The organism is Bordetella petrii (assembly GCF_000067205.1).
Lineage (GTDB): Bacteria > Pseudomonadota > Gammaproteobacteria > Burkholderiales > Burkholderiaceae_B > Bordetella_A > Bordetella_A petrii.
Map to the genome: position 1 here is coordinate 2,046,196 of NC_010170.1, position 24,925 is coordinate 2,071,120.

At 65.9% G+C, this 24,925-nt stretch carries 16 protein-coding genes; 9 read left to right on the forward strand and 7 right to left on the reverse strand.

Features of this window, described 5'->3' with window-relative positions; translation table 11 throughout:
- The first annotated feature begins 56 nt into the window (after positions 1-56).
- Positions 57-3,674 (forward strand): YhdP family protein, encoded by a 3,618-nt coding sequence (locus tag BPET_RS10000; protein WP_041862843.1) that lies wholly within the window; start codon positions 57-59, stop codon positions 3,672-3,674.
- A gap of 551 nt (positions 3,675-4,225) precedes the next feature.
- On the opposite strand, the gene BPET_RS10005 is transcribed toward BPET_RS10000, so the two are convergent.
- From BPET_RS10005 to trxA, 3 genes are all read right to left on the reverse strand, one after another.
- Complete coding sequence (locus BPET_RS10005) at positions 4,226-5,209, reverse strand: IS110 family RNA-guided transposase (RefSeq protein WP_012247065.1); 984 nt, start codon at positions 5,207-5,209, stop codon at positions 4,226-4,228.
- Positions 5,210-5,759: 550 nt separating this feature from the next.
- On the reverse strand, positions 5,760-7,016 hold the full coding sequence (rho, locus tag BPET_RS10010; protein ID WP_012248888.1) for a transcription termination factor Rho: 1,257 nt from the start codon (positions 7,014-7,016) through the stop codon (positions 5,760-5,762).
- A gap of 114 nt (positions 7,017-7,130) precedes the next feature.
- The gene (gene trxA / locus BPET_RS10015) at positions 7,131-7,457 is read right to left on the reverse strand and encodes a thioredoxin TrxA (protein WP_041862844.1); all 327 of its coding nucleotides are present in this window, start codon (positions 7,455-7,457) and stop codon (positions 7,131-7,133) included.
- Positions 7,458-7,760: 303 nt separating this feature from the next.
- On the opposite strand from trxA, the gene BPET_RS10020 reads away from it, so the two are divergent.
- A complete protein-coding gene (locus BPET_RS10020; protein WP_041862845.1) occupies positions 7,761-9,722 on the forward strand; it encodes a DNA topoisomerase IV subunit B in 1,962 nt (653 codons plus the stop codon).
- A 41-nt stretch (positions 9,723-9,763) separates the two neighbouring features.
- Positions 9,764-12,079: a DNA topoisomerase IV subunit A gene (gene parC, locus BPET_RS10025; protein ID WP_012248891.1), complete on the forward strand. Its 2,316-nt coding sequence runs from the start codon at positions 9,764-9,766 to the stop codon at positions 12,077-12,079.
- A gap of 1,194 nt (positions 12,080-13,273) precedes the next feature.
- On the opposite strand, the gene BPET_RS10030 is transcribed toward parC, so the two are convergent.
- The 4 genes from BPET_RS10030 to BPET_RS10045 all read right to left on the reverse strand — a co-directional run bounded on the left by BPET_RS10030 (position 13,274) and on the right by BPET_RS10045 (position 19,509).
- Complete coding sequence (locus BPET_RS10030; RefSeq protein ID WP_012248894.1) at positions 13,274-15,889, reverse strand: TRAP transporter permease; 2,616 nt, start codon at positions 15,887-15,889, stop codon at positions 13,274-13,276.
- A 132-nt stretch (positions 15,890-16,021) separates the two neighbouring features.
- On the reverse strand, positions 16,022-17,026 hold the full coding sequence (locus tag BPET_RS10035; RefSeq protein WP_012248895.1) for a TAXI family TRAP transporter solute-binding subunit: 1,005 nt from the start codon (positions 17,024-17,026) through the stop codon (positions 16,022-16,024).
- Positions 17,027-17,145: 119 nt separating this feature from the next.
- A complete protein-coding gene (locus tag BPET_RS10040) occupies positions 17,146-18,486 on the reverse strand; it encodes an aspartate aminotransferase family protein (RefSeq protein WP_012248896.1) in 1,341 nt (446 codons plus the stop codon).
- Between the two features lie 81 nt (positions 18,487-18,567).
- Entirely contained in the window at positions 18,568-19,509 is a 942-nt protein-coding gene (locus BPET_RS10045) for a MurR/RpiR family transcriptional regulator (RefSeq protein ID WP_041863769.1), read from the reverse strand.
- A gap of 305 nt (positions 19,510-19,814) precedes the next feature.
- Between BPET_RS10045 and BPET_RS10050 the strand changes: the two genes are divergently transcribed.
- From BPET_RS10050 to BPET_RS10075, 6 genes are all read left to right on the forward strand, one after another.
- Positions 19,815-20,360, forward strand: a complete 546-nt coding sequence (locus tag BPET_RS10050) for a MarR family winged helix-turn-helix transcriptional regulator (RefSeq protein WP_012248898.1) — start codon at positions 19,815-19,817, stop codon at positions 20,358-20,360.
- Positions 20,357-20,917, forward strand: coding sequence for a diaminobutyrate acetyltransferase (gene ectA / locus BPET_RS10055; RefSeq protein WP_012248899.1), 561 nt, complete (start codon positions 20,357-20,359; stop codon positions 20,915-20,917). Before BPET_RS10050 ends, ectA begins: the two co-directional genes overlap by 4 nt.
- A gap of 109 nt (positions 20,918-21,026) precedes the next feature.
- Complete coding sequence (gene ectB / locus BPET_RS10060) at positions 21,027-22,334, forward strand: diaminobutyrate--2-oxoglutarate transaminase (RefSeq protein ID WP_012248900.1); 1,308 nt, start codon at positions 21,027-21,029, stop codon at positions 22,332-22,334.
- Complete coding sequence (locus BPET_RS10065) at positions 22,331-22,732, forward strand: ectoine synthase (RefSeq protein ID WP_012248901.1); 402 nt, start codon at positions 22,331-22,333, stop codon at positions 22,730-22,732. Before ectB ends, BPET_RS10065 begins: the two co-directional genes overlap by 4 nt.
- A gap of 17 nt (positions 22,733-22,749) precedes the next feature.
- Positions 22,750-23,673, forward strand: a complete 924-nt coding sequence (thpD, locus tag BPET_RS10070; protein WP_012248902.1) for an ectoine hydroxylase — start codon at positions 22,750-22,752, stop codon at positions 23,671-23,673.
- A 225-nt stretch (positions 23,674-23,898) separates the two neighbouring features.
- The gene (locus BPET_RS10075) at positions 23,899-24,924 is read left to right on the forward strand and encodes a 2-keto-3-deoxygluconate permease (protein WP_012248903.1); all 1,026 of its coding nucleotides are present in this window, start codon (positions 23,899-23,901) and stop codon (positions 24,922-24,924) included.
- The last annotated feature ends 1 nt before the right edge of the window (position 24,925 follow it).

The window sequence follows — 24,925 nt, forward strand, 5'->3', positions numbered from 1 at the left end:
GTGTTTCAGGTATAAGGGGACGATACCCCAAGACACCTCGCCCTGCCCACTCATCCGTGTCATTGCCCGCCAAAGTCACCCGTTTTCTGTGCTGGTCCGCACTGGCCGTTTATGTCGTCGCGGCTGTCGTGCTGCTCGGATTGCGGTATTGGGTGCTGCCCAATATCGATCAGTGGCGTCCGCGCATCGAAGCCTACGCCAGCGAAGCGCTGGGCGCGCGAGTCGAGATAGGGCGCCTGCAGGCCGACTGGCGCGGCCTGAACCCGCGCCTGAAACTCACCGCGCTGTCCATCTATGACCAGCAGCCCGAGCCGGTGCTGACCTTGCCTTCGGTCTCGGCCGTGCTGGGCTGGCGCAGCGTGCTGCTGCTGTCGCCCAGCCTGCTCAGCCTGCGCATCGACGGGCCCGAGCTGCGGGTGCGGCGTGATGCCGGCGGCCGCTTATGGGTGGCGGGCCAGTCTATCGACCTGAATGCTCCGCATGATGCCGGCCGCTCGTCGCGGCTGGTGCAGTGGCTGGGCTCGCAGCGCGATCTGGCGCTGGCCAACGCCACTGTGCACTGGAACGACGAGTATCGGCAGGCTCCCGAAGTCACACTGCGCAACGTCAGCCTGCGGCTGTACAACGGCGCGCTGGCGCACCGCTTCGCGCTCAGTGCCGAGCCGCCGCCGGCCCTGGCGCGCGAGCTGTCGCTGCGCGGACGCTTCACCCGCAATCCGCTGCTGACCGGCCGGCAGCGCTGGACGGGCGAGCTGTATGCCGAAGTGGATGACGCCGAGCCTTCAGCCTGGGCGCCCTGGCTGGCCGTGCCGCGCATTGCCGGTCGCGCCGCCACGCGCGCCTGGCTGACCCTGGAGCAGGGCGCTGTCACCGACGTCACCGCGGATGCCGCGCTGCGTGATGTGCGCTGGCAGGCGGCGGGCGATGCAACGGCTATCGGCCTGGCCGGGGCCACGCTAAGGGTGCAGGGCGCCCCCGGCGACGTCGTGCAGTTTGCCGACGTGCCCCTGGCGCGCGGCGAAGACGGCGCGGGCATGGCCTTGCGGGGCGAGCTGACCGGCCTGAGCGCGAACCTGCCGCACACTTTCGACCCGCCGCTGCTGCAGGCCGACACGGTTCGCATCGATGCCAGCCTGCGCCGCCCGGCGGGGCAGCCCGCCGTGGTGGACGTGCGCCAGCTCGATATTGCCAACGCCGACCTCGATGCGCGCCTGCGCGGCCGCTGGAGTGCCCAGGGCAAGACCGCCGCCGGCACGGCCGACTTCCACGGCAACCTGGCGCGCGCGGCCATGCCTGCCATCTACAAGTACCTGCCGCTGACGGTGAACGCCGATGCCCGCGAATGGCTGGCGCACGGCCTGCCAGCCGGGCAGGCGCGCGATGCCGCCGTCACCGTCAAGGGCGACCTGGACGACTTTCCGTTCGAGGACCCGGACGACGTCGGCGAGTTCCGCATTGCCGGAGCGTACTCGGGAGCCATCGTCGACTATGCCCCCGCGCACGGCGACACCAAGGGCTGGCCACGACTTGAGAACCTGGCCGGCAATTTCGCGGTCGACAAGGCCGGGCTGTCGCTCGACAGCCCGGGCGGCGCCATCGCCCATACCGGCGACGGGCAGACCGTGACGTTGGGCGCCGTGACGGCTTCCATTCCGGATATGGAGCACCAGGCCACCCTGCATGTCGACGGGCAGACCAGTGGGCCTGTGCCGGCTTACCTGGCGCTGGCTGCCAACTCGCCGCTGGGCGGGTTGCTCGACGGTGCGCTGGATTCGGCCGAGGGCACGGGCGCGTGGCAGGTGGCCCTGAAGCTCGAGGTGCCGCTGCTGGACGCCGAGAACACCAAAGTGGACGGCCGCATTGCGTTCGCCGGCAACAGTTTCCGCTTTGTGCCGCTGATGCCCGAACTGCGGCAACTGCAGGGCGACCTGCACTTTTCCGAGCGCGGCGTGTCCACCGATGAACTGCGCACTGAATTCCTGGGTGGGGCGGCCACCATTGCCGGCAAGCTCGAACACGATGGCGACGCGCTGCGCCTGGCTGGCACGCTGCCGGCGTCGGGCTTGGCGCAACTGAGCGACAGTCCGCTCATGGCCCGTGTTACAGGCCAGACGCAATATCGTGGCCAGTTGGGCTATGGCTCGGGCGGGGTGCTGGACATTTCGGTTGAATCGGACCTCGCGGGCCTGGCTATCGATCTGCCCGCGCCGGTGGGCAAGGCCAGGTCCGAGACGCGCGCCCTGAAGGCCCGCTGGAGTCCGTCCCCGGGGGCGGCTGGCAAGCGCGACCAGTTGTCGGTGAGCCTGGACGCCGGCCTGGCGCTGCAACTCGAGCACGACCGCGCGGCGCCGCGTGGCGCGCCGTATTTCGCGCGCGGCGCGCTGGGCGTGAACCGCCCGGCCGCGCTGCCGTCATCGGGCCTGGCGGTCGACATCCAGATGCCCGAGCTGGACCTGGACGCCTGGGAAAAAATCGGCGACGAGGCGCAGGCATCCGGAAAGGGGCGCAAGGGCGCAGGCAAGAGCCAGGCCGTTCTGCCTATGCTCAGCCGCATCGGTCTGCAAACGGGACGTCTGCAGGTGGCGGGCTGGACGCTCGATGACCTGAAACTCAACGCCACCCGGCCCCAGCCGGAGCATTGGCAAGTCGGCATCGAGTCACGCCAGGCGGCGGGATCGTTGTCGTGGCAGGAGGCTTCGGGCGCCATCGCCGGCCAGGTTACGGCGCGGCTGACGCACCTGGCGCTGGGCGGCCAGGAGGCGCAGGGCGCCATGCAAGACGTGCCCGAAGCGTCGGGCGACGACCTGTCGGACATTCCCGCCATCGATCTGCGCGCCGAGCGGTTTTCGTTGTATGGGCACGAGGTGGGGGCGCTGGAGGTGCAGGGCACCAACCTGGAACGCGGCAAGTCGTGGCGCCTGGACAAGCTGCGCATTGCCAATGAAGCGGCCACCCTGGACGCTACCGGCAATTGGCGCCTGGATGGCGCGCAGCGCGGCCTGACGGTCGACGCCAAGGCCGACTTCAAAGATTTGGGCGGCTTCATCGACCGCATCGGCTACAAGCAGGTGGTGGCGGGCGGCAGCGGCACCGTGCAGGGCAAGCTGACCTGGCGCGACCTGCCGTGGTCGCACGATCTGGCCAATATCGATGGCCAGGCCCGGGTCAGTCTGGACAAGGGGCGGTTGATCAATGTGAACTCCCGCAGCGCGCGCCTGCTGGAGTTGTTGTCGCTGCAATCGCTGCAGCGGCTGGCCAAGCTGGAGTTCAACCCGACAGACCTGTTGCGGGATGGGTTCCCGTTTGACACCATTCGTGGCGATATGAAGCTGAGCCGGGGCATTCTGCATTCCGAGGGGTACAAGCTCAATAGCCCGGTGGCCACTATTGTGCTGGCGGGCGACACGGATATCGTGGCGGAACGCTGGAATCTGCGCGCGGTGGTGATCCCGAACCTGGATGCCAGCGGCGCGGCGGTGGTGACGGCGCTGGCGGTGAATCCGCTGATTGGGTTAGGGGCGTTTGTGACTCAATGGCTGTTGAAGCAGCCGCTGGCTCGCGCCATGACGATGGAATACGCGGTTACTGGCTCTTGGGACGACCCCAAGCTGGAGCCGGTGGAAACCAAGCCCGAACCCAAGCCGGGGCCGGTGAGCGAGTATATCGAGCACTGAGCTGGGGAGGGGGGCTGGTTTCTGTTAGGGGTGGGGCTGGCTCGGGTTGAGGCTGGGGCCTGGCTGTGGCTGCTATGGCCATGGCTTGTGCTGTGGTTGTGGCCGGGCCGGGATTGGTTCTTGCCCCGTCCTGTGTCGTCCGGTCGGGCGGGGGCGGCGCCCGTGCGTCGGGCTCGGGCGCAACCAGGCGCCCTCGGCCTGCTGCGCAGGCTGTCCCGCCGCCCAACGCGCCACCCCCGCCCGACCGGACGACGCAGGACTGCGACCAGTGAATTTGGGCCGCCGGATCTCGTGCAGTGATCTCGCCGGGTGTCTGGCGCAGGTGTCACTGTCTCAATACAAGACCACCAAGTGTCTGACGCAGGTGTCACTGTCTCAATACAAGACCGCCAGGTGTCTGACTCCGTAGGTGTCAGACACCGCTGTGTGCCGCGGGAGCTCCATTCGTATTATGTGCGGCATCGATGTGAAATTGCGATGCCTGATTCCGCGGTGCAGTGTCCTGCCGCAAGACCGCCAGGTGTCTGACTCCGTAGATACCGTCTTGGCAGTCAAGCGGGTAACGCGTAATCGCTGCGATAAGGGGTGCGGTTTTTAAGCACGCCGAAGCATAAGTGAGCGAGCTTGCGCATGGCGGCGCCGAGAGCAGCCATCTTGCTCTTGCCGGCGGCCAGCAGGCGGGCATAGAGCGCCTGTATGTGGGGGTTATGGCGCACAGCCACGACCGCGGCCATGTACAGGGTGGCCCGCACCCGAGCCGGCCCGGTCTTGGACAGCCGAGGCCGGCCGTTCAGGCTGGTGCCGGACTGGCGCTGTACGGGCACCAGGCCCAGATAGGCCGCCAACGCCTGCGGCGATTCAATGCGCCGGTTATGCATGATCGACAGCAACGCGTTGCCGGTCTGTGGGCCGACCGCCGGGATGCTGGTCAGCAGGTCCCGGTCCTCTTTCAGGTCGGGATGGCGGTCGATATGGTCGTTGATCGCGCGCTCCAGACGCTTGATCTGCTCGGTCAGGAACGCCACGCTTTTGTCGATCGAGCCGGTGACCGGCTCGGGCGACTGGCCGAACTGGGCCTTCTCCTGCCGGTTGAGCTCACGCTGCAGATCCTTGGCCAGCGCCTCGTGCCGGGCCAGCAGCGCGCGCAGTTGCCGCGCGTGCAGCGGCGCCGGCTGCCAGGCCGGCGGGCACAGCGCCTGGCCATAGCGGGCCAGCACGTAGCTGTCGAGCTCATCGTTCTTGGTGCGCACCGCCAGCGCACCGGCAAAATCGCGCGCCTGCGCCGGATTGATCATCGAGACCGTGGCCCCCGCCTCATGCAACGCGGTGCCCGCCTGCTCGTGGTACGGCCCGGTCGGCTCGAGCACCACGTGCAACTGCTCGGGCTGCGCGCCTTGCTTGGCGCACCAGCCTAACAGCGCCTGAATCCCGGCCACCGTATTAGCCACCACCTTGGTCTTGCGCTTATCGCCCTCGGCGCCGACCAGCGCGCAGTTGAGCTTGGCCTTTGAGACGTCAATTCCCAGAAAAAACATCGACTTGGACTCCTAGTGAAATGGCCCCCAAGCCCACTGCGCCCACTTGCCTTGTTCATGCAGGGTCACTATGCCCTAGGCTACCGTCCAGCATCCAGTCGGCTCTCAGAGGCGCGAATCCGGGGCCTAATCTGCGTCACAAAGTCCAGGCTTTCCGTGTCAGAACAAACTCACCGGATCCGCTAGTAGCGATAGCTAATCACTACCGCGCTCAAGATACAAGGTGTCAGACACCGCTGTGTGCCACGGCAGCTCCATTCGTATTGTGCGCGGCATCGCTGTGAAATTGCGATGCCTGATTCCGCGGTGCAGTGTCCTGCCGCAAGACCGCCAGGTGTCTGACTCCGTAGATGTCAGACACCGCTGTGTGCCACGGCAGCTCCATTCGTATTGTGCGCGGCATCGCTGTGAAATTGCGATGCCTGATTCCGCGGTGCAGTGTCCTGCCGCAAGACCGCCAGGTGTCTGACTCCGTAGGTGTCAGACACCGCTGTGTGCCTCGACGGCTTCATGCGCACTCGATCGGAAGCGCAGCGCTTCCGGGTCGAGCTTACTTTTTCATCATGTCGAAGAATTCGGCATTGGTCTTGGTGGCGCGCATCTTGTCGAGGATGAATTCCATCGACTGGACTTCGTCCATGTCGTGGATGAACTTGCGCAGTACCCATACCTTTTGCAGCAGTTCGGGCTTGATCAGCAGTTCTTCGCGGCGGGTGCCCGATTTGTTCAGGTTGATGGCCGGGTAGACGCGCTTTTCGGCCAGGCGGCGTTCGAGGTGCACTTCGGAGTTGCCGGTGCCCTTGAATTCTTCGTAGATGACCTCGTCCATGCGGCTGCCGGTCTCGATGAGCGCCGTGCCCAGGATGGTGAGCGAGCCGCCTTCTTCGAGGTTGCGCGCCGCGCCGAAGAAGCGCTTGGGGCGTTGCAGGGCGTTGGCGTCGACGCCGCCGGTGAGCACCTTGCCCGAGGCGGGCACCACCGTGTTGTAGGCGCGAGCCAGGCGCGTGATGGAATCCAGCAGGATCACCACGTCTTTTTTCATCTCGACCAGGCGCTTGGCCTTTTCGATGACCATTTCAGCCACTTGCACGTGGCGCGTCGCGGGTTCGTCGAAGGTGGACGCCACCACTTCGCCGCGCACGGTGCGCTGCATTTCGGTGACTTCTTCGGGGCGTTCGTCCACCAGTAGGACGATCATGACGGCGTCGGGGTAGTTGGTGGTGATGGCGTGAGCGATGTGCTGCATCATCACCGTCTTGCCCGACTTGGGGCTGGCCACGATCAGGCCGCGCTGCCCTTTGCCGATGGGGGCGAAGATGTCCATGATGCGGCCGGTGAGGTTTTCCTCGCTCTTGATGTCGCGTTCCAGGCGCAGCGGCTGGTTGGGGTGCAGCGGCGTCAGGTTTTCGAACATGATGCGATGCTTGATCGCCTCGGGGGCCACGCCGTTGACCTTGTCGACCTTCACCAGCGCGAAGTAGCGCTCGCCATCTTTGGGGGTGCGCACTTCGCCTTCGATGGAGTCGCCGGTGTGCAGGTTGAAGCGGCGGATCTGCGACGGCGAAATGTAGATGTCGTCGGTGCTGGCCAGGTATGAGGTCTCGGGCGAGCGCAGGAATCCGAAGCCGTCGGGCAGCACTTCGAGCACGCCGTCGCCGAAAATCTGCTCGCCCTGCTTGGCGCGCCGCTTCATGATGGCGAACATCAGCTCTTGCTTGCGCAAGCGGTTGGCGTTTTCGATTTCCAGGCCAGCGGCCATTTCCAGCAGCTGCGAAACGTGCAGCGCCTTCAGTTCATTGAGGTGCATCGCGGTGAAAGGGGAAATTTAAAGAAGGGCTTTGGCGGCGGGCCACGGACGGGCCCGCGCGGTACATGGGCGCCGGCGGGGCCGGCGCGCGAAAAAATTACAACGCGTAGTTTATTACAACGCGCCGTCCAGGAAAGCGGTGAGCTGGGATTTCGACAGGGCGCCCACTTTGGTGGCGGCGGCCTGGCCGTCTTTGAAGAGCATCAGGGTGGGAATGCCACGGATGCCGTACTTGGCGGCAGTGCCCTGGTTTTCGTCGACGTTGAGCTTGGCGACCGTCAGGCGGCCGGAGTATTCGGAGGCGACTTCTTCCAGGATGGGGGCGATCATCTTGCACGGGCCACACCAGGCTGCCCAGTAGTCGACCAGCACGGGCTGGCTGGACTTGATCACATCGGCATCGAAGCTTGCGTCGCTGACGTTCTTGATTTGCTCGCTCATGGTGATTCTCGGTTCAGCAGCATGGGACGCGCCAGCGGCCCTGCCGTTTGTTGTTCTACTGAAAGGTAAGGAGTTAAGCATACCACTGTTGATAACAACAGGGTTTGCCGGTTTTGTGTAGGATGTTGCGGCGCGGCCCACTGGGCGTCGCCGGCAAATGCCGTCGCGGCAGCCCGAAGCCGCCAGACTTGTCATCGTACCGAATTCGAGACTGGTCAGGACGTGCGCATCCCACCTCAGGCCGCGCAGAATCTGGACTTGTCCGTAAAATGTCGGTTTTTTTCCACAGATCTTGGGGATAACTTGGCTACACCACGTTACACCGAGGCGTCCATCCGCGTCCTGAAGGGGCTGGAGCCGGTGCGCCAGCGCCCGGGCATGTACACCCGCACCGAAAACCCGCTGCACGTCGTGCAGGAAGTCATCGACAACGCCGCCGACGAGGCGCTGGCCGGCTACGGCAAGCAGATCCAGGTCACCCTGCACGCCGACGGCAGCGTATCGGTCGAAGATGATGGCCGCGGCATTCCGGTGGGCCTGCACCCCGAAGAAAAGGCCCCGGTGGTCGAGCTGGTGTTCACCCGCCTGCACGCTGGCGGCAAGTTCGACAAGCAGGGCGGGGGCGCCTACGCCTTCTCGGGCGGGCTGCACGGGGTTGGCGTGTCCGTTACCAATGCCCTGGCCACCCGGCTCGAAGTCGTGGTGTGGCGCGACGGCGCCACCAGCCGCCTGGTGTTCAAGGGCGGCGACGTGGCCGAGCCCCTGGCGCCATACACCGAGGCAGGCCGCAAGAAGTCGGGCACGCGGGTGCGGGTCTGGCCCGATCCCAAATATTTCGACAGTCCGCAGATCCCGCCGGGCGAGCTGACCCACCTGCTGCGCAGCAAGGCTGTGCTGCTGCCGGGCGTGAAGGTCACGCTCACCAACGAGAAAACCGGCGACACCAAGACCTGGCAATACGAAGACGGCTTGCGCGGCTACCTGGCCGAAGCCCTGGCCGGCGCCGAGCTGATGGTGCCCTTTTTCGAGGGGCAGCAATACGCCGGCGCCGACCATGAAACTTTCGCCGACGGCGAGGGCGCTCAATGGGTGGTGGCCTGGACCGAAGACGGCAACGCGGTGCGCGAGTCCTATGTCAACCTGATTCCCACCCCCGCGGGCGGCACCCACGAGTCGGGCTTGCGCGAAGGCCTGTACGGCGCGGTCAAGGGCTTCGCCGAGCTGCACGGTTTGCTGCCCAAGGGTGTCAAGCTGCTGCCCGAAGACGTGTTCGCGCGGGCCAGTTTCGTGTTGTCGGCCAAGGTGCTCGACCCGCAATTCCAGGGCCAGATCAAAGAACGCCTGAACAGCCGCGATGCCGTGCGGCTGGTGGGCGGTTTTTCGAAAAGCGCGCTCGACCTGTGGCTGCACAGCAATGTCGAGTACGGCAAGAAACTGGCCGAACTGGCCATCCGCCAGGCCCAGGCGCGCGCGCGTTCGGCGCAGAAGGTCGAAAAGCGCAAGAGTTCGGGCGTGGCGGTGCTGCCCGGCAAGCTCACCGACTGCGAGTCGTCCGACGCCAGCCGCACCGAGGTTTTTCTGGTCGAGGGCGATTCGGCCGGCGGCTCGGCCAAGATGGGGCGCGACAAGGAATTCCAGGCCATTCTGCCGTTGCGCGGCAAGGTGCTCAATTCCTGGGAAGTCGACCGCGACCGCCTGTTCGCCAACAATGAAATCCACGACATCGCCGTGGCCATCGGGGTCGACCCGCACGGCCCGAACGACACGCCCGACCTGTCGGGCCTGCGCTATGGGCGTATCTGCATCCTGTCCGACGCCGACGTCGACGGGTCGCACATCCAGGTGCTGCTGCTGACGCTGTTCTATCGCCATTTCCCGCGCCTGGTCGAGGCCGGCAATGTCTACGTGGCCAAGCCGCCGCTGTTCCGCCTGGACGTTCCGGCGCAGGGCAAGCGGCCGGCGCGCAAGATCTACTGCCTGGACCAGGGCGAGCTCGAGGCCGCGCAAGACAAGCTGCGCAAGGAAGGCGTGCGCGAAGGGGCCTGGAGCATCAGCCGCTTCAAGGGCCTGGGCGAGATGAATCCCGAGCAGTTGTGGGAAACCACCATGAACCCCGATACGCGCCGTCTGCTGCCCGTGGGCTACGGCAGCCTGTCGCCCGACGACACCACCCGCATGTTCGACATGCTGATGGGAAAGGGCGAATCGTCGCAGCGCCGCGCCTGGATCGAAGAAAAGGGCAACCTGGCCGAGCTCGACATCTGACCGCCTGGCCTGCCTGACCGTACACGCAACTCCGAAGACACATGACCGACAGCAATCAACCCGGCCTGTTCGACGCGGCCGCCGGCGAGGCCGACGAGGCCATCACGCTGGCCCGCTATGCCGAGCAGGCGTACCTGGATTACGCCGTTTCCGTGGTGCGGGGCCGCGCCTTGCCCGACGTGGGCGATGGCCAGAAGCCCGTGCAGCGCCGCATTCTCTACGCCATGCAGGACATGGGCCTGGGCCCCGGCGCCAAGCCGGTGAAGTCGGCCCGCGTGGTCGGCGACGTGCTGGGCAAGTACCATCCGCACGGCGACCAGGCCGCCTACGACGCCATGGTGCGCATGGCGCAAGATTTTTCCCTGCGCTATCCTCTCATCGACGGCCACGGCAATTTCGGCTCGCGCGATGGCGACAACGCCGCGGCCATGCGCTACACCGAAGCGCGCCTGACGCCGTTCTCGCGCCTGCTGCTCGATGAACTCGACGAAGGCACGGTCGATTTCGCGCCCAACTACGACGGCAGCCAGCAAGAGCCGCAGATGCTGCCGGCGCGCCTGCCCGTGATGCTGCTCAACGGTGCGTCCGGCATCGCCGTGGGCATGGCCACCGAGATCCCGTCGCACAACCTGCGCGAGGTCGCGCAGGCCTGCGTGGCGCTCATCAAGCAGCCCCGGCTGTCCGACGAAGAGCTGCATGCCATGGTGCCGGGCCCCGACTTCGCCGGCGGCGGCCAGATCATCACCCCGGCGGCCGACATCGCCCAGATTTACGCCGGCGGCCGCGGCTCGCTCAAGGCGCGCGCGCGCTGGCGGTTTGAAGAGATGGCGCGCGGCCAGTGGCAACTGGTGGTGCACGAGCTGCCGCCCGGCACCTCGTGCCAGAAGGTGCTGGAAGAGATCGAGGAAATCACCAACCCGAAGGTCAAGACCGGCAAGAAGAGCCTCACCACCGACCAGCAACAGGCCAAGGCGGTGATGCTGAACCTGCTGGACGCCGTGCGCGACGAGTCGGGCAAAGACGCCGCCGTGCGGCTGGTGTTCGAGCCCAAGACTTCGCGCGTCGACCGCGACGAGTTCGTGAACACGCTGCTGGCGCAGACCAGCATGGAAAGCAGCGTGCCGGTCAACCTGGTGTGCATCGGCACCGACGGGCGGCCGCGCCAGAAGGGGCTGCGCGACATTCTTACCGAATGGCTGGCGTTCCGCACCGACACCGTGGTGCGCCGCACCCGCCATCGCCTGGACAAGGTCATCGACCGCATCCATGTGCTGGAAGGGCGCATGGTGGTGTACCTGAATGTCGACGAAGTCATCCAGACCATCCGCGAATCCGATGAGCCCAAGGCCGCGCTGATGCAGCGCTTCCAGCTGTCCGAGCGCCAGGCCGAAGACATTCTGGAAATGCGGCTGCGCCAACTGGCGCGCCTGGAGGGCATCAAGATCGAGCAGGAACTGGCCGACAAGCGCGAAGAACAGTCGCGTCTGCAGGAACTGCTGGACAACCCGGCTTCGCTGAAGCGGCTGCTGGTGAAAGAAATCGAGGCCGACGCCAAGCAATACGGCGACGAGCGCCGCACCCTGATCGAAACCGCCGAGCGCGCCGTGCTGGAAACCAAGGTGGTCGATGAACCGGTCACGGTCATCGTGTCGCAAAAGGGCTGGCTGCGGGCGCGCCAGGGACACGGCCACGACGCCGCGCAATTCGGCTTCAAGCAGGGTGATGACCTGTACGGCGCGTTCGAATGCCGCACCACCGATACGCTGATCGCCGTGGGCGACAACGGACGGGTGTATTCGGTGGCGGTGGCGGGCCTGCCTTCGGCGCGCGGCGACGGCCAGCCGGTGACCACCATGATCGACCTGGCGCCGGGCACCCGCATCGTGCATAGCATTGCCGCCTCGCCGGACAGCCGCTGGCTGTTGGCCACCCAGCGCGGCTTCGGCTTTGCCGCGCGCCTGGGCGACATGGTGTCGCGCCAGCGCGGCGGCAAGCAGTTCATCACGCTGGAAGCGGGCGACGCGCTGCTGCGCCCCGTGCCGCTGTTCGACGGCGCGCGCCAGTTGGCGCTGCTGTCGGCCAAGGGCAAGTTCCTGGTGTTCGGGCTGGACGAGGTCAAGTCGCTGTCGGCCGGCGGCCGCGGCACCATCCTGATCGGCCTGGATGCCGCCGACAAGCTGGCGCAGACGGTGCCGGTTGGCCCGGGCGGCCTGCGCGCCACCGGCATTTACCGAAACAAGCTCACGGAAGACGTGCTGGCCGGCGCGGCGCTCGAACCCTATGTGGGCAAGCGCGCCCGCAAAGGCCGGGCGCTGGACGTGCGGCCCAAGCAGCCCGTGCTGTCGCCGGTGCTATAGCGCTTGAACGGCGGGCCGGACGTACGGCCCGCTCAAGCAAGGCCAGACAAGGTGTCTGACTCCCGACAGGGTGTCAGACACCGCCAATGACGAAGCTGTTTGAATGGAACGGTGTCTGACACCCCGTCGGGGAGTCAGACACCTGGGCGCGACGCCGTTGCCGCCCGTTCAGGCGACGGCCAGGCCGCCTTTCTGCCGCTTCTCGCGGCGTCCCTGCATGGCCCACACCAGGGCCAGCGCGCCCGCAAAGGCCGGGCGCTGGACGTGCGGCCCGCTCAAGCAAGGCCAGACAAGGTGTCTGACTCCCGACAGGGTGTCAGACACCGTCAATGACCAAGCTGTTTGAATGGAACGGTGTCTGACACCCCGTCGGGGAGTCAGACACCTGGGCGCGATGCCGTTGCCGCCCGTTCAGGCGACGGCCAGGCCGCCTTTCTGCCGCTTCTCGCGGCGTCCCTGCATGGCCCACACCAGGGCCAGCGCGCCCGCAAAGGCCGGGCGCTGGACGTGCGGCCCGCTCAAGCAAGGCCGGACAAGGTGTCTGACTCCCGATAGGGTGTCAGACACCGTCAATGACCAAGCTGTTTGAATGGAACGGTGTCTGACACCCGTCGGGAGTCAGACACCTGAGCGTCACGCCGTTGCGCCCGTTCAGGCGACGGCCAGGCCGCCATTTTGCCGCTTCTCGCGGCGTCCCTGCATGGCCCACACCAGGGCCAGCGCGCCCGCAACGGCCGGGCGCTGGACGTGCGGCCCGCTCAAGCAAGGCCAGACAAGGTGTCTGACTCCCGACAGGGTGTCAGACACCGTCAATGACCAAGCTGTTTGAATGGAACGGTGTCTGACACCCCGTCGGGGAGTCAGACACCTGGGCGCGATGCCGTTGCCGCCCGTTCAGGCGACGGCCAGGCCGCCTTTCTGCCGCTTCTCGCGGCGTCCCTGCATGCCCACACCAGGGCCAGCGCGCCCGCAGGGCCGGGCGCCGGACGTGCGGCCCAAGCAGCCCGTGCTGTCGCCGGTGCTATAGCGCTTGAACGGCGGGCCGGACGTGCGGCCCGCTCAAGCAAGGCCAGACAAGGTGTCTGACTCCCGACAGGGTGTCAGACACCGCCAATGACCAAGCTGTTTGAATGGAACGGTGTCTGACACCCCGTCGGGAGTCAGACACCTGGGCGCGACGCCGTTGCCGCCCGTTCAGGCGACGGCCAGGCCGCCATTCTGCCGCTTCTCGCGGCGTCCCTGCATGGCCCACACCAGGGCAAGCAACAGCAGGGCGGGCACATAGACCCAGAACTCGGATGGCCGGTGCGGGTTGGGCACCTTGACGTTGAGCACGTCCCAGCCCTGTTCCCAGCCCGCGCGGCGGGCCCGGCTGCCGAATTGCACGGCGCCGATCTGCACCTGGTCGCCCAGCGCGGTGACCATCAGGCCGGCCGCGGTCAGGCGCTTGCGGCCGGCGGCTTCGCCGGTGCTGTCATCGCCCTCGGGCAGATCCGGCAGGGCCACCGCCACGGTCTTGGTGAGTTCGTCGCCCTCGATGTTCATGCCTTGCAGCACCGCCACCAGGCGGCCGCCGTCGGGCAGCGTGCCCGCGGTCGCCACCAGTTCCGAAGCCGGGCGGCTTTCGTACTTGTCGGCCAGGTGGTTCATGAACCAGTCCGGGCGGAACAGCATGAAGGTCACCAGCAACAGCACGCAAATCTCAAGCACGGTGCAGCGCACCCGCATCCAGCCCAGCGTGGCCGCGGCAAAGGTCAGCGAAGCCAGGGTCGCGCCGCCCACCACGAGCAGCAGCTCCCACCAGCCGTGCACGTCGATCAGCAGCAGCAGCGGGTTGAAGACGAACATGAAGGGCAGTACCGCGGTGCGCAGGGCGTAGGTCACGCCCTGCACGCCGGTCTTGATCGGGTCTTCACCCGAAATGGCAGCCGCCGCGAAGGTCGCCAGCCCCACCGGCGGTGTGATGTCCGCCATGATGCCGTAATAGAACACGAACATGTGCACGGCGATCAGCGGGATTACCAGGCCGTTCTGCGCGCCCAGCTCTACCACTACCGGCGCCATCAGCGTGGCCATCAGGATGTAGTTCGCGGTGGTGGGCATGCCCAGTCCCAGGATCAGGCACACCACGGCCGTGAACACCAGCATCACCAGCACGTTGCCCATTGAGATGAGCTCGACGAAGGCCGTCATGCGCAGGCCCAGGCCGGTCAGCGTGATGGCGCCCACGATCAGGCCGGCGGTGCCGCACGCGATGGCGATGCCGATCATGTTGCGCGCGCCGTCTTCCAGGCCGCCGATCGCTTCGCGCCAGCCGCGCCGCAGTTCCGGCGCCGTGGCCTGGCCGCGGAACCAGGCCGTCAGCGGCCGCTGCGTGACCATCTGCACCAGCATCGCCACCGCGGCCCAGAAGGCCGACAGGCCGGCGGACAGTTCTTCGATGCTCAGGCACCACACCAGGATTCCGATCGGAATCAGGAAATGCAGGCCCGCCCGCACGGTGGGCCAGGGCTCCGGGCGCACCGGATTGGTGATGCTGATTTCCTCGGGCAGGTCGGGATGGCGGGCGGCAATGCGCAGTAGCCAGACGTCCAACGCCACCAGCAGCGCCAGCAACACCCAGACAGCAGCCGCGCCGGCCACGGCCTTGACGCCCATGCCGATCCAGTAGACCAGGCCCATCACGATCAGCGTGCCGCAGATACCCATGCCCCAGCCGGCCAGCTTCTGCAATAGCGTGCGGGGCTGGCCGCCCGACATCATGGGCTGGATGCCCAGCTTCAGGGCTTCCAGGTGCACGATGTAGAACAACGCGATGTATGAGATCGAGGCAGGCAGGATGGCGTGGCGGATGATGTCGGTGTAGGGAATGCCCACATACTCGATCATCAGGAATGCGGCGGCGCCCATCACCGGCGGCATGATCTGCCCGTTGACCGACGACGCGGTCTCGATGGCGCCGGCGCGAATGCCGCCGTAGCCGGCTTTCTTCATCAGCGGAATGGTGAAGATGCCGCCTGTGACCACGTTCGCCACCGACGAGGCCGACACCAGGCCATTGACGGCCGACGACACCACCGCCACCTTGGCCGGGCCGCCGCGCAGGTGGCCCAGCAACGCGAACGATACCTGCATCATGTAGTTGCCGGCGCCGCATTTATCCAGCAGCGAGCCCAGCAACACGAAGATGAAGATATACGACACGGACACGCCCAGCGCCACGCCGTACACGCCCTCGGTGGTCAGCCACATGTGCGAGGCCAGGCGCTCGATCGAGGCGCCGCGGTGCGCCAGCACGTCGGGCAGCCAGGGGCCGGCCAGCACGTACAGCACGAATACCGCGCCCAGCACGGTCATGGGCAAGCCCAGCGAGCGGCGCGTGACTTCCAGCAGCAGCAACAGGCCGATGGCCGCGGTGGTCACGTCCATCGCGGTCGGTTGGCCGGGGCGGCCGGCGAGTTCTTTATAGAACAGGAACAGGTAGGCGCCGCAGAAACCCGCGATGATGGCCAGCACCCAGTCGTGCAGCGGCATCTGGTCGCGTGGGGAACTCTTGCGGGCGGGGTAGGCCAAATAGCCCAGGAACATCGCAATGCCCAGGTGCAGGGCACGAGCTTCGGTATCGTTAAAAATGCCCCAGCTCAGCGTAAAGGGCAGGGGCGAGGCGTACCAAAGCTGGAACAGGGACCAGATCAACGCGCCGATGGCTAGCGTGGCGCCGGCGATGCCGCCGCACTGGCGCCCACCGCGGTCGACATCGGCGACCAATTGTTCCAGATCGGCTGTCGTCGTAGACGGCTCGGTCTTCATTAATTTCCCCAGAATGTTCGGGTGGCCGAAAAGCGCGCGCCGCGCGGAATGCATGGCGCGCGCCCGGGCTCTATGGTGGAAAGCAGGGCCGGTCACGCCGCCGCGGTGCGGGCGTGGCTGGCCGGCACAGCGTTACAGCAGGCCTTTCTCTTTGAAGTACTTCTCGGCGCCCGGATGCAGCGGCGCCGACAGGCCATTCTTGGCCATGTCTTCGGCTTTCAGGTGGGCAAAGGCCGGGTGCAGCTTTTTGAAGTCATCCAGGTTGTCGAACACCGCCTTGACCACGGTGTAGACCGTTTCGTCAGACACGTCGGCCGAGGTGACGAAGGTGGCCGTCACGCCGTAGGTCTTGGTGTCGTTGGGGTTGTTCGGATACAGGCCGCCCGGGATGGTGGCGTACGCGTAGTACGGATACTTTTCAACCAGCTTGTCGACCGCCGGGCCGGTAAGCGAAACCAGTTGCGCGCCGCAGGTGGTGGTCGGGTCCTGGATGTTGGCCGAGGGGTGGCCCACGCCGTAGAAGAAGCCGTCGATCTTGCCGTCGCACAGCGCCGAGCCGTGCTCGTCGGGGCGCAGTTCCGAGGCCAGCGAGAAGTCTTTAAGCGTCCAGCCCATGGTGGCGAGCAGCTCTTCCATCGAGGCGCGCGTGCCCGAGCCCGGGTTGCCCACGTTGAAGCGCTTGCCCTTGAAGTCTTCGAACGACTTGATGTTGGCTTCTTTGCGGGCCACTACGGTGAACGGCTCGGGGTGGATGGAGAACACCGAGCGCAGCTTCTTGAACTCGCCCGCATCCTTGAACTGGCCCACGCCGTTGTAGGCGTTGTAGCCCACGTCGGACTGCACCACGCCCAGGTCCAGCTCGCCGGCCTTGATGGTGTTCACGTTGAACACCGAGCCGCCCGTGGATTCCACCGAGCAGCGGATGCCGTGCGAGGAGCGGTCTTTGTTGACCAGGCGGCAGATGGCGCCGCCCGCGGCATAGTAGACGCCCGTTACGCCGCCGGTGCCGATACTGACGAACTTCTGTTGCGCCGAGGCCGGCAGCGGAGCGGCGAACGCCATCGCCACTGCCGCGCATGCGGCGGCCAGGCCCCACCCCTTTTTATTGCCCAAGGTGTGTTTGACAGACTTGCTCATACAAACTCCTTTTGAGGATTTTCCCCGTAAGAATACCGGTGTTTCCGGCGATTGGCGCGCCCGGTTGCGGACGCGCGGCGTAGCGGCGCCGGGGTTGTGTCCCGGCACGTCAATAAAGCCTATGACCGGGTCTGCGCGATGGCCGCGTCGATGGCCCCCGTCAGCCGCTCGGTGAGCTGATCCAGTTCGTCGTCAGAAATAATGAAAGGCGGCGCCAGCAACACGTGGTCGCCGCGCTGGCCGTCAATCGTACCGCCCATCGGGTACACCATCAGCCCTCGCGCCATGGCTTCGCGCTTGATGCGGGCGTGCAGGGTGAGCTTGGGATCGAACGTCTCTTTGGTGGCGCGGTCGGCGACCAGCTCCACGCCCATGAACAGGCCCCGGCCGCGAATGTCGCCTACATGGGGGTGTTCGCCCAGCGCGGCCTGCAGGCGCTCGCGCAGGCCCGCACCCTGGTCGCGCACGCGTTGCAGCAGGCCGTCGCGGCGGATCACCTCCTGCACGGCCAGCGCGGCGGCGCAGGCCGTGGCATGGCCCAGGTAAGTATGGCCGTGCTGGAAGAATCCGGTGCCCGCGCTCATGGCGGACACGATTTTTTCTTGCGCCATGACCGCGCCGATGGGCTGGTAGCCGCCGCCCAGGCCCTTGGCGATGGTGATCAGGTCGGGCACGACCTGTTCTTGTTCGACGGCATACAGAGTGCCCGTGCGGCCCATGCCGCACATGACCTCATCGGCGATCAGCAGCACGCCATGGCGGTCGCACACTTCGCGGATGCGCCGGAAGTAGCCGGGCACGGCGGTCAGGGCGCCGGCGGTGGCGCCCACCACGGGCTCGGCCACGAAGGCCATTACGCTGTCGCTGCCCAGTTTCATGATCGTGTCTTCGAGTTCCCGAGCCAGGCGCGCGCCGTAGTCTTCGGGCGATTCGTTGGCGCCGCGGTCGCGGTATTCATAGCAGGGCGATACATGCGCCACGTCGATCAGCAGAGGTTTGAACTGCGTGCGGCGCCATTCGTTGCCGCCCACCGCCAGGGCGCCCAGCGTGTTGCCGTGATAGCTCTGGCGGCGGGCAATGATGTGGCGGCGCTGCGGCTGGCCGATTTCCACGAAGTACTGGCGCGCCATCTTCAGCGCGGCTTCGACGGCTTCCGAGCCACCCGACACGAAGTAGGCGTGGCTGGTGCCGGCCGGGGCGTCGGTCACCAGGCGGTCGGCCAGGCGCTCGGCGACTTCGGTGGTAAAGAAGCTGGTGTGCGCGTAGGCAAGCTGGTCGATCTGCGCATGCATGGCGGCCTGCACGTCTGGATGATTGTGGCCCAGGCACGAAACGGCGGCGCCGCCGGAGCCGTCGAGATAGGCGCGGCCGGCGCTGTCATACAGCCAGGCCCCCTGGCCGCGTACCGCCACCGGCGGGGTGGCGCGCAATGATCGATGGAATACGTGGGTTGTGCTCATGTCGGTCGTGAAAACAATAATAAGTAGTATGAAAAAAGAGGGGCGCCCGGGCCGGCGGGTGGCGTCGATGCCGCGCGATCGCTAGGGGCCGTGCTGCCCGGCCAGGGCCGACCAGAACACCTTGTCGGCGTGCATGCGGTCTTCGATCTCGCTCAGGCGGTTCAGTACTTCTTCGCCGCCGCGCGCGGTCAGGCGCGCGATCAAGTGTTCGGCCAGGCCCAGCAGGCCGGCGGTGGTGTGGAAGAACGAGCCCGGCCCTCGCTGGGCGGGCTGGTGTCGCACCCCTTCGCGGTCCGGGCGCTCGAACAGCAGCACGTGGCGGGCGTCGACCGCCAGCGGCGACAGCGTGTCGTCGGTCAGGGCAATTACCGCCACGCCCTGCTGTGCCGCCTGGCGGGCCAGCCGCACGCTGGCGGAGGGGTAGGGCGATTGCGAAATCGCGATCAGCGCATCGCCGTCGCGAAGGTTGTCGACGGTTTCGGCCTGCAGGCCGCCCAGCCCGTCGATCAGCACGCTGTTGCGCCGTACCAGCTGGTAGGCATAGTGCATCTGGAAAGCGATGCCGAACGCCGAACGCGTGCCCAGGAAGCCGACCTGGCGCGCCTCGAGCAGGGTCTTGACCGACGCATCGAACGCCGCCGAGCTGTTCAGCGAGCACACCGACTGGATGGCCCGCGCCTGCAGCTCCGTCAACGCGTCATGGCCGGGCGCGCCGGCGCTGCCATGGGCGGCCTGCAGTTCGGCGGCGCGCTCGCGCAGGCTGGCCGGGCGTTCGCCGGCCAGGGCTTGCTGGAACGGGGCGCGGAAGGCTTCATAGCTGTCGTAGCCGGCCGCGCGCGCCAGGCGCAGCATGGTGGCGGGTGCCACGCCCAGCGCCTGGGCCTGGCGCCGCATCGACCACAGGCCGACTTCGGCGGGGTGGTCCGCTACCCAGTGCGCCGCGCGTTGCAGCTCGGGCGGCAATTGCTCGAGCAGGCTCTGCAGACGTTGCTGCACCGGCAAGGGAAGAGAGGGAAGCGGCACGGTTGCGGGCGGGCAGGGCGTGAAAAAACACATGATAAATAAATGACTTGATAAAAAACATATGTTTTTCCATGGTTCAGGGTAATCCCTCGCATTGGGGACCGCCTGGTGCGCTGCTGCCGCAAGGAGTGGAAAATTTTCCTGGGTATTTTGTTAAAAGCGCATATTTTTCATTAACTTCAGGAAATCTGAATGCATTTATTCACATTTTCGGCGCTGGATGGGTTGACCTGAGGGGGTTGAGCGCATATTATCTGGGTAGAATCATTTGAGTAGAAATTAATCCTACTGAACTATTTTCAGTCATGAACAACGTGCCTACGCCCGACCCGTCCCAGCAGTACGACCTGCGCATCCTGCGAGCCTTGCGCCGCATCACGCGCTCGATCGCGCTGCATTCGCGCCAGCTCGCCGCGGTCAGCCACATCACCGCTCCGCAGCTGATGTGCCTGCGCACGGTCATCGCCAATGGGCCGCTGACGGCCACGGCCATCAGCCGTGAAATCCACGTCAGCCCCAGCACGGTGGTAGGCATTCTCGACCGCCTCGAAGACAAGGGCTTGGTACGGCGCGAGCGCGGCCGCGAAGATCGCCGCATCGTGTTCGTGTCGGCTACCGACGCCGGCCGCGAGCTGGCGTCGCAGGCGCCGTCGCCGCTGCAGAAGCATCTGGCCGACGCGCTGAACGCGCTGCCCGAACTCGAGCAGGCCACCATTACTTTGTCGCTCGAACGCATCGTCACGCTCATGGAGCAGGAAGGCCATGCGGTCGAGACGCACGGCGACGCGTCATCGCCCATTCTGGAAGTGCCTACCGGCGGTGCGCCGCCTGAGTCGGGGTTGGTCGTATGAGGGGGCAGGAACTGCAATCCCCCCAACCTTCAACGGCCGTCCAGCCGGCCGCCGCTTCGCCGCGCCTGCAATTGCGCGCGCCGCGCCGCACCGATGGCGCCGCACTGCACCGCCTGGTGTCCGAGTGCCCCCCGCTGGACGTCAACTCTCTGTACGCCTATCTGCTGCTCTGCGAGCACTTCAGCGCCACCTGCGTGGTGGCCGAAAGCGCCGGCGGCCGCATCGATGGGTTTGTCTCTGCTTATTTGCCGCCAGCCCGGCCCGACGTCATTTTCGTCTGGCAGGTTGCCGTGCATTCCCGCGCACGCGGCCAACGGTTGGGCCGCGCCATGCTACGCGAGCTTTTGCAACGCAAATCGCTCGAGCATGTTCGTCATCTTGAAACCACGGTGGGGCCTGACAACCAGGCTTCGCGCCGCACCTTCGCCGGCCTGGCCGGCGAGCTGGGCGCGCACATCGCCGAGCAGCCATTTTTCGACCGGCAGCTGTTCGGCGGTGCCGACCACGACGACGAGATGTTGTTGAAGATAGGCCCGTTCACCTTGCCGCCCCGCTAGGGGCTTGCAGGCCGGCGGCCTGTCGAACCGGGACGCAGGCTGGCGCAATGCCCGCGCGGGCATTGGTTGCCTCTGTGTCTGTCAATTCACGAAATGAAGGGAGGATTCTATGGACTTGAAAATCTTTGACCGGATGGAGTCGGAGGTGCGTGGCTACATCCGGTCGTTTCCGGTGATATTCAATCAGGCGCGCGGCTCTGTCCTGATCGACGAGGAAGGTGGCGAGTACATCGACTTCTTCAGCGGCGCGGGCACTCTGAACTACGGCCACAATAATCCTGTCTTCAAGGAAAAGCTGCTCGAATATCTCGAGGCCGATGGCGTGGTGCACGGCCTGGACATGGCCACCAGCGCCAAAAAGCAATTCCTGGAAGCCGTTGACCGCGTGCTGCTCAAGCCGCGCAACTGGCAGTACACGCTGCAATTCACGGGGCCGACCGGCACCAACGCGGTCGAGGCGGCGCTGAAGATCGCGCGCCAGGTCAAGGGCCGTTCCAATATCATTTCGTTTACGCACGGATTCCACGGCGTCAGCGGCGGCTCGCTAGCTGCGACGGCCAACATGAAATTCCGCGACGCCGCCGGCTACGCGCTGGGCAACACCAGCTTCATGCCGTATGACGGCTATTTCGGCCCCGACGTCGACACCATCGCCTATCTGGAGCGCATGCTGGAAGACCCCAGCAGCGGCCTGGACAAGCCTGCCGGCGTCATTGTCGAGACGGTGCAGGGCGAGGGTGGCGTCAACGTCGCCACGCTGCGCTGGCTCAAAGAGCTGGAAAAACTCTGCCGCCGCCACGACATGCTGCTGATCGTCGACGACATCCAGGTGGGTTGCGGCCGCACCGGCAGCTTCTTCAGCTTTGAATCGGCCGGTATCCGCCCCGACATCATCACGCTGTCGAAGTCGCTGTCGGGTTTCGGTCTGCCGATGTCGCTGGTGCTGATGAAGCCCGAGCTGGACATCTGGAAGCCCGGCGCGCACAGCGGCACCTTCCGCGGCAACAACCTGGCTTTCGTCACCGCCACGCAGGCGCTCGACACGTACTGGTCCAGCGATGCCTTCTCGACCGAAGTGCAGCGCAAAGAGCGCCTGGTGCGCGACTGGCTCGAAAACCTGGCCCACAGCTTCCCCAACGCCGGCCTGGCCGTGCGCGGGCGCGGCCTGATCCAGGGCCTGGTGGCCACGGCCGAGCCGGCGTTGGCCAACCGCATCGCGCAGCAGGCATTCAAGCGCGGCGTCGTCATCGAAACCTCGGGGGCGCAGGACGAAGTGCTGAAGCTGCTGCCGGCCCTGACTATCGAAGACGAACTGCTGACCCGTGGCCTGGAAACCATCGAGGCCGCCGTGGCCGAAGCGCTGGGCGAGTCGGGCCAGTCGGCCCGTGTTCTGAAATTTGGAGGAAAACGTCGATGATCGTACGCAATGTGAAAGATGTGATCGGAACTCAGGACGAAGTCCGCACCGACACCTGGGTCAGCCGCCGCGTGCTGCTGAAGAAGGACGGCATGGGGTTTTCGTTTCACGAGACCACCATTTTTCCCGGCGGACGGACGCACATCCACTACAAGAACCATCTTGAAGCGGTCTGGTGCATCGAAGGCGATGGCTCTATCGAGACGATCGCCGACGGCAAGAAGTACGAACTGGGACCGGGCGTGGTGTACGCCCTGAACGAGCACGACGAGCACTGGCTGTGCGGCGGCAAAGAGCCGCTGCGCGTTATCTGCGTATTCAACCCGCCGCTGACCGGCCAGGAAGTGCACGACGCCGACGGCGTCTACGCGCTGCCCGCCGAAGCGCAAGCGGCTTGAGAGCAAGGAGGCTGAACATGATCTCACCTGCCCAGGATCCGTACGCCTCGCGTACGGATCGCAGTTCCGCCATCATCGCCCGCCAGGATCCGGTGGTCTATGGCGATGGCAAGTACGCCGACGCATTGTCGGCCGAGCAAGTGCAGGACTACGACCGCGACGGTTTCCTGCTGCTGGAAAATGTCTTTTCCGCCGAAGAAGTGCAGGCCCTGATCGGCGAAGTCGAGCGCATGACGCGCGACCCCGCCATCGTGCGCCGCGAAGAGGCCATTACCGAGCCGGGCAGCAATGCCGTGCGCTCGATCTTCATGGTGCACGTGCTAAACCCCATGATCGCGCGCCTGACTCGCGATCCCCGGCTGGCCAACGTGGCGCGCCAGTTGCTGGGGTCCGAGGTGTACATCCACCAGTCGCGCGCGAACATGAAACCCGGCTTCAAGGGTAAAGAGTTCTACTGGCATTCCGACTTCGAGACCTGGCATGTCGAAGACGGCATGCCGGCGATGCGCGCGCTGAGCTGCTCGGTGCTGCTGAGCGACAACAATGAATGCAACGGCCCGCTGATGCTGGTGCCGGGCTCGCACCGGCAATTCATCTCGTGCGTGGGCGAGACGCCGCGCGACCACTACAAGCAGTCGCTGAAAAAGCAGGAATACGGCGTGCCCGATCCTGTCAGCCTGCAGTTGCTGGTCGAGCAGGGCGGCATCCGCACCATGATGGCCAAGGCCGGTTCGGTGGTGTTCTTCGACTGCAACACTATGCACGGTTCGAACAGCAACATCTCGCCGTGGCCGCGCTCCAATGTGTTCATGGTCTACAACAGCATGGAAAACACGCTGAACCCGCCCAAGTACGGCCTGGCTCCGCGACCTGAATACATTGCCACCCGCAAGGCCTTCAAGGCGGTGACGCCGCTCGATAAGCTGAAGCTGGTGGAATAACACACCCTTAAAGCTCGCAAGACAGCGCCGCCAGGCGCCCGCCGTATCCGCCCCGTGGCCTGCCGCCACGGGGCGTTTGCGTTATGGGCCCGGGCTTGCCGACCGAGGGAAGACATTGCTGTACGTACAGTTTGTACGTACCGATGTACACTAGCGCTTTTTCACGCCATCCGGATTTCCCCCGGGCCAGCCGGCCCTGATAAAAGGTACCTGGAGACACTACCCATGAATACCGAAGTTTCTCGCTTCCCCATGTTCTCGGCCATGATGAAAGTGCCGGGCGGGCTGATGCTGCTGCCGCTTATTCTCGGTTCCATCATCGGCACCTTCGCGCCCGATGCGCTGGCCATCGGCGGCTTTACCACCGCGTTGTTCAAGAACAGCGCGCTGCCCCTGATCGCGCTGCTCATCTTCGCCACCGGCACGCAGGTCAACATGCGCACGGGCGGGCCCATCCTGGCTACCGCGGGCACGATCCTGCTGATGAAAACGCTCGTGCCGGCCACGCTCATCGTGCTGCTGGGCAGCTACGTGGGGCTCGACGGTATCCTGGGTGTGTCGATCCTGGCCCTGCTGGCCGCCTTCGACAACAGCAACGGCGGCCTGTGGCTGGCCTATACCGGGCAGTACGGCGACAGCCGTGACCGCGGCGCCTACGTGGCCAGCGCGGTGAACGACGGCCCGTTCTTCAGCCTGTTGTTCTTGGGCGCCTCGGGCCTGGCCGATATTCCCGTCACGGCGCTGGTGGCCGCGCTGGTGCCGTTCCTGCTGGGCGTGGTGGTGGGCAACCTGGACGTGCAGTGGCGCAACGTGCTCAAGCCGGTGCCCAACATCGTGATCCCGTTCTTCGCCTTTGCGCTGGGCACCGGCATCAACTTGTCGGCTGTCGTGTCCGGCGGCATGACCGGCCTGGTGCTGGGTCTGCTGATCAGCCCGATCACCGGGTTCCTGGTCTACCTGGGCTATCGCTACATTCTGCGCCGTGGCGGCAAGAGCGGCATCGGTTTTGCCGCAGGCACCACGGCGGGCAACGCCATTGCCACCCCGGCCGTGGTGGCGGCGGCCGACCCGTCCTTGCAGCAATACGTCAGCACCGCAACGGCGCAGGTCGCCGCGTGCGTGCTGATCAGCTCGATCCTGGCCCCGTTGCTGGCCTCGTACTTCCTGAAGCGCGCCGGCGAACTCAAGCCCGCCGAAGACGTCGCCATTGCCATGGGCGAGCCCCAGCCGGCGACCGAGGCGAGGGTCTGAG

What these genes read in the sequence shown, in the direction of transcription:
- trxA (WP_041862844.1), bottom strand. Translation starts at nt 7,457, where the DNA reads ATGAGCGAGCAAATCAAGAACGTCAGCGACGCAAGCTTCGATGCCGAT.
- BPET_RS10075 (WP_012248903.1), top strand. Translation starts at nt 23,899, where the DNA reads ATGAATACCGAAGTTTCTCGCTTCCCCATGTTCTCGGCCATGATGAAA.
- BPET_RS10005 (WP_012247065.1), bottom strand. Translation starts at nt 5,209, where the DNA reads ATGTTTTTTCTGGGAATTGACGTCTCAAAGGCCAAGCTCAACTGCGCG.
- BPET_RS10050 (WP_012248898.1), top strand. Translation starts at nt 19,815, where the DNA reads ATGAACAACGTGCCTACGCCCGACCCGTCCCAGCAGTACGACCTGCGC.
- BPET_RS10040 (WP_012248896.1), bottom strand. Translation starts at nt 18,486, where the DNA reads ATGAGCACAACCCACGTATTCCATCGATCATTGCGCGCCACCCCGCCG.
- BPET_RS10065 (WP_012248901.1), top strand. Translation starts at nt 22,331, where the DNA reads ATGATCGTACGCAATGTGAAAGATGTGATCGGAACTCAGGACGAAGTC.
- thpD (WP_012248902.1), top strand. Translation starts at nt 22,750, where the DNA reads ATGATCTCACCTGCCCAGGATCCGTACGCCTCGCGTACGGATCGCAGT.
- BPET_RS10030 (WP_012248894.1), bottom strand. Translation starts at nt 15,889, where the DNA reads ATGAAGACCGAGCCGTCTACGACGACAGCCGATCTGGAACAATTGGTC.
- ectA (WP_012248899.1), top strand. Translation starts at nt 20,357, where the DNA reads ATGAGGGGGCAGGAACTGCAATCCCCCCAACCTTCAACGGCCGTCCAG.
- parC (WP_012248891.1), top strand. Translation starts at nt 9,764, where the DNA reads ATGACCGACAGCAATCAACCCGGCCTGTTCGACGCGGCCGCCGGCGAG.
- ectB (WP_012248900.1), top strand. Translation starts at nt 21,027, where the DNA reads ATGGACTTGAAAATCTTTGACCGGATGGAGTCGGAGGTGCGTGGCTAC.
- BPET_RS10035 (WP_012248895.1), bottom strand. Translation starts at nt 17,026, where the DNA reads ATGAGCAAGTCTGTCAAACACACCTTGGGCAATAAAAAGGGGTGGGGC.
- rho (WP_012248888.1), bottom strand. Translation starts at nt 7,016, where the DNA reads ATGCACCTCAATGAACTGAAGGCGCTGCACGTTTCGCAGCTGCTGGAA.